The sequence below is a fragment of the Elusimicrobiota bacterium genome (assembly GCA_041658405.1).
In the GTDB taxonomy this organism is placed as follows: Bacteria; Elusimicrobiota; UBA5214; order JBBAAG01; family JBBAAG01; genus JBBAAG01.
The window spans coordinates 22,317-28,357 of record JBBAAG010000036.1; the positions used below are offsets into that span (position 1 = coordinate 22,317).

Annotated in this window: 4 protein-coding genes; all 4 read right to left on the minus strand. The window is 45.6% G+C overall.

Features of this window, described 5'->3' with window-relative positions; all coding sequences use genetic code 11:
• Positions 1 to 19: 19 nt before the first annotated feature.
• Entirely contained in the window at positions 20 to 1,480 is a 1,461-nt protein-coding gene (locus WC955_07540; protein ID MFA5858904.1) for a glycoside hydrolase family 130 protein, read from the minus strand.
• A 24-nt stretch (positions 1,481 to 1,504) separates the two neighbouring features.
• Entirely contained in the window at positions 1,505 to 3,799 is a 2,295-nt protein-coding gene (locus WC955_07545) for a glycosyltransferase family 4 protein (protein ID MFA5858905.1), read from the minus strand.
• Positions 3,800 to 3,961: 162 nt separating this feature from the next.
• The gene (locus WC955_07550; GenBank protein MFA5858906.1) at positions 3,962 to 5,272 is read right to left on the minus strand and encodes a hypothetical protein; all 1,311 of its coding nucleotides are present in this window, start codon (positions 5,270 to 5,272) and stop codon (positions 3,962 to 3,964) included.
• Positions 5,273 to 5,294: 22 nt separating this feature from the next.
• On the minus strand, positions 5,295 to 6,041 hold a 747-nt coding region (locus WC955_07555), incomplete at its 5' end, for an EFR1 family ferrodoxin (protein MFA5858907.1).

The window sequence follows — 6,041 nt, forward strand, 5'->3', positions numbered from 1 at the left end:
GTCTTACTCCATTAATATCCTAAAACTCCCCCAGCAGTTCCTTAATGTCCACAATCGCAACGGTCGTCACACGGTCGCATTTAGCGTAGGGCAGGATAAGCTTTTGGTTATGCACTAACGCGCCGCAAGTATATACAACGTTCGGCACGTACCCGGTACGTTCAGTTTCGTTTGGCATGATAAGCGGTTGTTTCAACCGCCCGATGACTTTCGCCGGGTCGTTTTTATCGAGCAATACCGCGCTGATACAGTACCTGCGCACCGGCCCCACTCCGTGGGTAAGTACAATCCACCCATCGTCAGTTTCAATAGGCGACCCGCAGTTACCGATTTGCACAAACTCCCAGTCATACGCGGGTTTCATAATAACCTTCGCTTCGTGCCAAAAATGTATGTTGTCGGAATACATGAGGAACAGGTTTTCGTTGTCCTGCCGCGCAAGCATCGCGTACTTCCCCCCGATTTTCCGCGGGAACAACGCCATCCCTTTGTTTTCCACAGCTTTACCGTTAAGCGTAATAATTTTGAAATGCCGGAAATCTTTTGTTTCTACCAACTGCGGCAAAATCGCCCGGCCGTCATACGCGGTGTAGGTCGCGTAATACGTTTTACTCCCGTCATCCTCGGTGAGCAGCGCGAACCGCGCGTCTTCAATCCCGTTTTGTTCCGCCGGGGATGAGGGGAACACTACAAACGCGGACAAGTCTTCGTCCACAGGAATCTCGGCTTCGTAGTTGGATAACGCTAGCCACAATATTTTTTCATGCGTATTTTTGTCGGTACTCATTTTTTTTCTGCTGCTGCTATGCGCCACGGTTTTCAAACTCTCGGTGATCTCCATAAACGTAAACGTATCTTTCAGCGAATCAAGTACCGCTGCAGAAAAATCGTTTTCAATCTTCATCTCAGAAAGTTTCATCGCGAAACAGTGTTTGTCATACCCCGGGTTTTGTACGTGTATCGCGGGTACAGAATATTTTCCCGGCGTGTCAATCGTTATCGCGTTATTCCCGTCGATAATGCCGGTCCGGAAGGTTAACGACGAAATATGCCCTTCCCCCGTCGCGCGGAGGCTCATGATGAACCGCAACGCGCCCTCTGGCAGATTAGACTGGTCGGGATGCGGGACGATGGACGGGTTAAACAGCGCAGCGGACTCAAACGTGTACTCGCTTGTAAAGTATGACCCGATCAACAATTTTCGTTCCTTCGACAACGGCAGATCGGTGAACAGGTACGGGTGTACCGTTTCGTAATGTTCAAGAAACACAGCTTCAATATTCTCGTGGTGTTTCGCGAAATCGCCCAACACCTTATTAAGCTGGGCTGTGACCTTATCATCGGGTAATGCCATTACCCGCGAGATAATATGGTTGACCTGCGCTTCGCTCCGGGGCGTAAACGGCCGCAGGATTATCCTCGACTGGTCCGGGGTAAGGCAAATATCAGAACTTTCCGCAAACGGCGCGAGTGTTGTCACAAATTTATCGTTCCTCCGATAAAACTATTTCGATGCCACAACTTTCTGGCTTTCAATCGAGTTCTGCATAACAGTCATTTCTGCTAAAGCAATATAAAACGCCAAGCTGGACTCCGCGCCTTCGTTTTGGTTGATACGGTCCACGTGCAGCGCATCGCGGCACCCGCCGGTAGACGAATCGTACAACGCGATATCCAGGTCGTTACGCCCCATGAACCACTGGAACGCTTTCCTCGCTTCGGTATACCACATAAGGTCGCCGGTAGCGCGAAACGCTTCGAGGCACGCCGAGATCATGGTATGCGTTTCTACCGGCTGCTGGTCTGCCACAGAAATTGTTTCACCCCGTTTGTAAAACCCGTTTGAGCCGATAGGGCGAAACCGGTTTTTCGGCGACGTTTGTATTTTTACCAGCCACTGTAACGATTTCAGCCCGGCGTCCAGCATATCTTTATTCTCCAGCCACTTCCCGCTCAGGATCAGCGCGTGGGACAGCCGTGCGTTACAATACGTCACCACCGGTTCAAACCACGGCCAGTCTTTATCGCTATGAACTTTGTAGAGTTCAAACAGTTTTTTTGCCAGTATCTGCCGTATCTGATGTACCCGGCGGTCGCCGTCAAAACACCGGAGGTATTCGTGGATCCCGATGATCGCGAACGCCCAGGCTCGGGGTGACGAGAAGTCGCAGATAGGGTTTAACGCGCGTTCGAATATTGTATTCGCAAAATTCCTGAATCCCGCGTTCGTCGTCCTCCCGATACAGGTACCCAACGCCCATAGGGTGCGCCCATGCGAATCTTCCGACCCCATACCGTTAGCTTCGCCGACCCAGGTGCGGTTGTAATTCATAAAGTTTTTGAACCGGCAAGATTTAGGATCAAACGCGCTGTTGAGGAACGCGAAGTATATTGTTGCCATGTCGGTAAGCTTTGTTTTATCCCCTTCTTTAAGTTCGTCGAGGTAGATTGTGAGGATCAGCGCCCGTGCGTTGTCGTCAGTACAATACCCTTCCGCGAGGTTAGGGATGTTGTAAATCGCGTGCTGGATAATGCCGGTAGAGTCCGTCATCCTGTACAAATGGTCGAGCTTAAACGCCGGCAGTTCCGGCAATTCCTGGTCCAGCGAAGGCAGCACAAGTTTTTTGTGGATAAGCGTCGGGTGTTTCAACCTTGCTTCTTTAAACGTTTCCAAATAAATCCGGCCCGTATTATTCCATACCATTTCCCGGCCGAGGATAAAGGCGTTTTTGCGCATAGCGTTGCGTTTGTTGTCATCGCGGATCAAGCCCAGTACTTCACGCGAGATCGCTTCCGGGTCGCGAAACGGTACAATAATCCCCCGGCCGTCAGCGAGTAGTTCCGTCGCGTGCCAGTACGGCGTAGAAATCACGGCATTACCCGCGCCAAACGAGTACGCCAGCGTGCCGGAGACCGCCTGCGCTTCTTCCAGGTACGGAGTAATATATATATCGGCGGTAACAATAAACTCTTTCAGTTGTTCCATCGTGACAAACTGGTTGTAAAACACCACGTTTTTGTCAACCCCGAGTTCTTCCGCCATATTCTGCAGTTTCAGGCGGTATACTTCCCCTACTTCCCGCACAAGGTTCGGGTGGGTGGCGCCAAGGATTACATAAACGACGTTCGGATATTCTTTTACAATCGCGGGTAAGGCTTGCAGCACATTTTCAATCCCTTTGTTGGGCGACAACAGGCCGAAGGTGAGCAGTACAAACTTACCTTCGAGCCCGAACTGGTCCTTATAAAAATTTGAGTCAATAAACGGTATTTCAGGAATCCCGTGCGGGATCAACCGTATTTTGTTTTCCGGCACTTTATAAATATCTGTCAAAAAATCGACAGAGCGCTGGGTCATAACTACAAACACGTCGGATAGTTCGGTCAATCCTTCCATCACGCTTCGTTGGTCCGAGTTCGGTTTTTTCAAAACTGTATGCAGGGTCGTCACTACGGGCATCTGCAGTTGTTTCAACAACGTGAGGATATACACGCCGGACGGGCCGCCGTAAATACCGTATTCGTGCTGCAACGAAACAACGTTTACTGCGTTGATATTAATAAAATCCGCAGCGCGCTTATACGAATCAATATCCTGTTCCCTGATTTCAAACCTTACGCAATCGGGATAATCATACCCTTCTTTAATATCGTTGACCGGGATAGCAAGGCAGTGGATATTGTGAAACTGGTTGGCTATTGATTCGTAAAGGGTTGCGGTGAACGTCGCGATCCCGCATTTACGGGGTAAATAGTTGCCAATAAACGCAATTTTTTTGATCTCAGGAATGTTGTACATATCTTTTACCTCCGCACGGAGTAATCTGCCCCCGTTTAGTTCACTCGAATATTTGGTACAAAAGATTTTTACGTTTTATTGCGATCCCGAGACAGGTGATTGAGGTTCGGAATGTACAATGAATATAATCAATCTAAGATATATTATACTAAAATAATTGTTTTAATCCCAGACTTTATAATTTTTGTGGTGATAATAATTCATAAAATCCTGATGGAAATCATTTTTATAAAAATGCTTCCTACTGTCTAACGCAGCGAAGATATTGACCATGAGAAAGAAAATTGTTATTGAAGCCCATACCCACCTGGACTTCGTTTTTGACAGGTTCTGCGATAATTTCATTAATTGTATAGACGCAACCAACGCTATAGCAGGAAAACACAAAATTAAATGCCAATGATTAAATTCAACCGGTGATAACGCTGATGCTGCCAGTACCGCGATAAACAGGTAGCCGGTATACAGATAAAGCCTATCCATAGGCAACTCATGGGTATGGCCTGTTTTTCTGTCAAAAGGTTTTAGTTTCATAAATTGTACAAACAAATACTTGTTAATCTTAATGCTCCACCATACTGTTCCCGCAGCAATAACCCATTTTAGGATGTGGAACGAGTAATAGGCTATAGAATACACTACGGTATTGTTTATCCAATTAAAATCAATCATTGAAAATATCTGGCGTCCAAAATAAGTGGTTGAATACCGTATCCAGTACAATACCGCTTTGATTACAGGATAAACCAGCAATAAATTACGACCAATAAACATATCTTTTGATTGAGCAAGAGATAGTTTTATGCTGGGGTTAGAAAAATATTCAATCAAATACGGGGTAAGGCTCAACCCGATAACCAGCATCCCAAAAATAACACCCCACCAGTTAATACGTATGTACTTAGTTAATACAAGTATAACAGACAGGAATAATAATATCGCAAAAGAAAAATGCACCTGCGCGCAAAACCCAATTGCTATGATATGCAGAAACGTTTTCCAAAACAATTTTTCGCGCATATTAAACGCAGTCCATAAGTGCAATGCTGCGAACAAAAAAAGGTAACCAATATTGTATAGTTCTGTCTGCTCAACTCTCCAGGGATTCAGCCAGTATATCAACATCAGAGGTATTAGTATATGCTCAGTTTCAGTTGCTTTTAACGCAACCTTACATAAGAACAATAGTGATAATACATGAAACAGTATTATTACCGCAATCGCTGCGTAAGGAGAGAACCATAACTTCATAGGCCAAGCTGTTATCACGGTCTGAAACGAACCCGGGATATACCCAGAACCTGTACTTGCATTACCAAAATTAGTTAAAACGCCTTTATCAACAAATAAAATAGCTTTATCCAGTATCTGAATATTATCATAATGCAGTTTTAAAGTAATACTTTGATGGATAGAATGCAGTATACCCAAACAAAACAGTGTAAATATGAATGCCTTAAATAATATTTTCACTTTTTATATTTCCTAAAGAACACTATTCAAACTCTGTATACTCAACCCCTGCTGCATGGTACCGTTTTTTTCCAGCCCACCCGCAAATTATTGCATCTTTTGGGCAGAACGATGCGCAACGCATACAGTACTCGCACTTATCAAGATGCGACGGATACCCATCCGCTGCGGAATATATATTTTCCCGCGGGCATATTTTTATGCAACGGTTACACTTATTACACTTTTTTTTGTTAGTACGGAATGGGAACCATTTTTGGTTAACGTCCCACCGCCATAACGACGTTACCCACCGCGAGAAGTGGTACACAATGTCCGATAGTACAGGTACCCGATGCCAGCTTGCATTACCGGCGAGGATATTCTCCACAAACTTCTGTGCTTGCCGTTCCCCTCGAAGTACCAAATACTTACTCCATCTCTCAGGGTATACAATCCAGATATTCGGCGGCATAATAATTTCTGTTACCCCAACGGTATCATACCCTTTTTTTCTAAGTATTTGCCTTAACGGCCCCACTATCCCGCCGGATGCACCGCCAAGAGTGTCCAGCATAAACACTTTTGTCCCTGTCTTTGTCTCAGGTAAAGCTTCAATAAAGTCCCAGACAAATGGGTAGGTAGAAAAACCTGCTACCGGAAACGCAAGCCCAAGCATATTGTCAAGATTAACACTTTTAGGATCACTTTTCTCTAGCATAAGCAGTTTGACATTAACTCCGCGGGAGGTAAACGTTTGAGCAACTTTTTTCGCCATTAATAACGTATT

What these genes read in the sequence shown, in the direction of transcription:
- WC955_07545 (MFA5858905.1), bottom strand. Translation starts at nt 3,799, where the DNA reads ATGTACAACATTCCTGAGATCAAAAAAATTGCGTTTATTGGCAACTAT.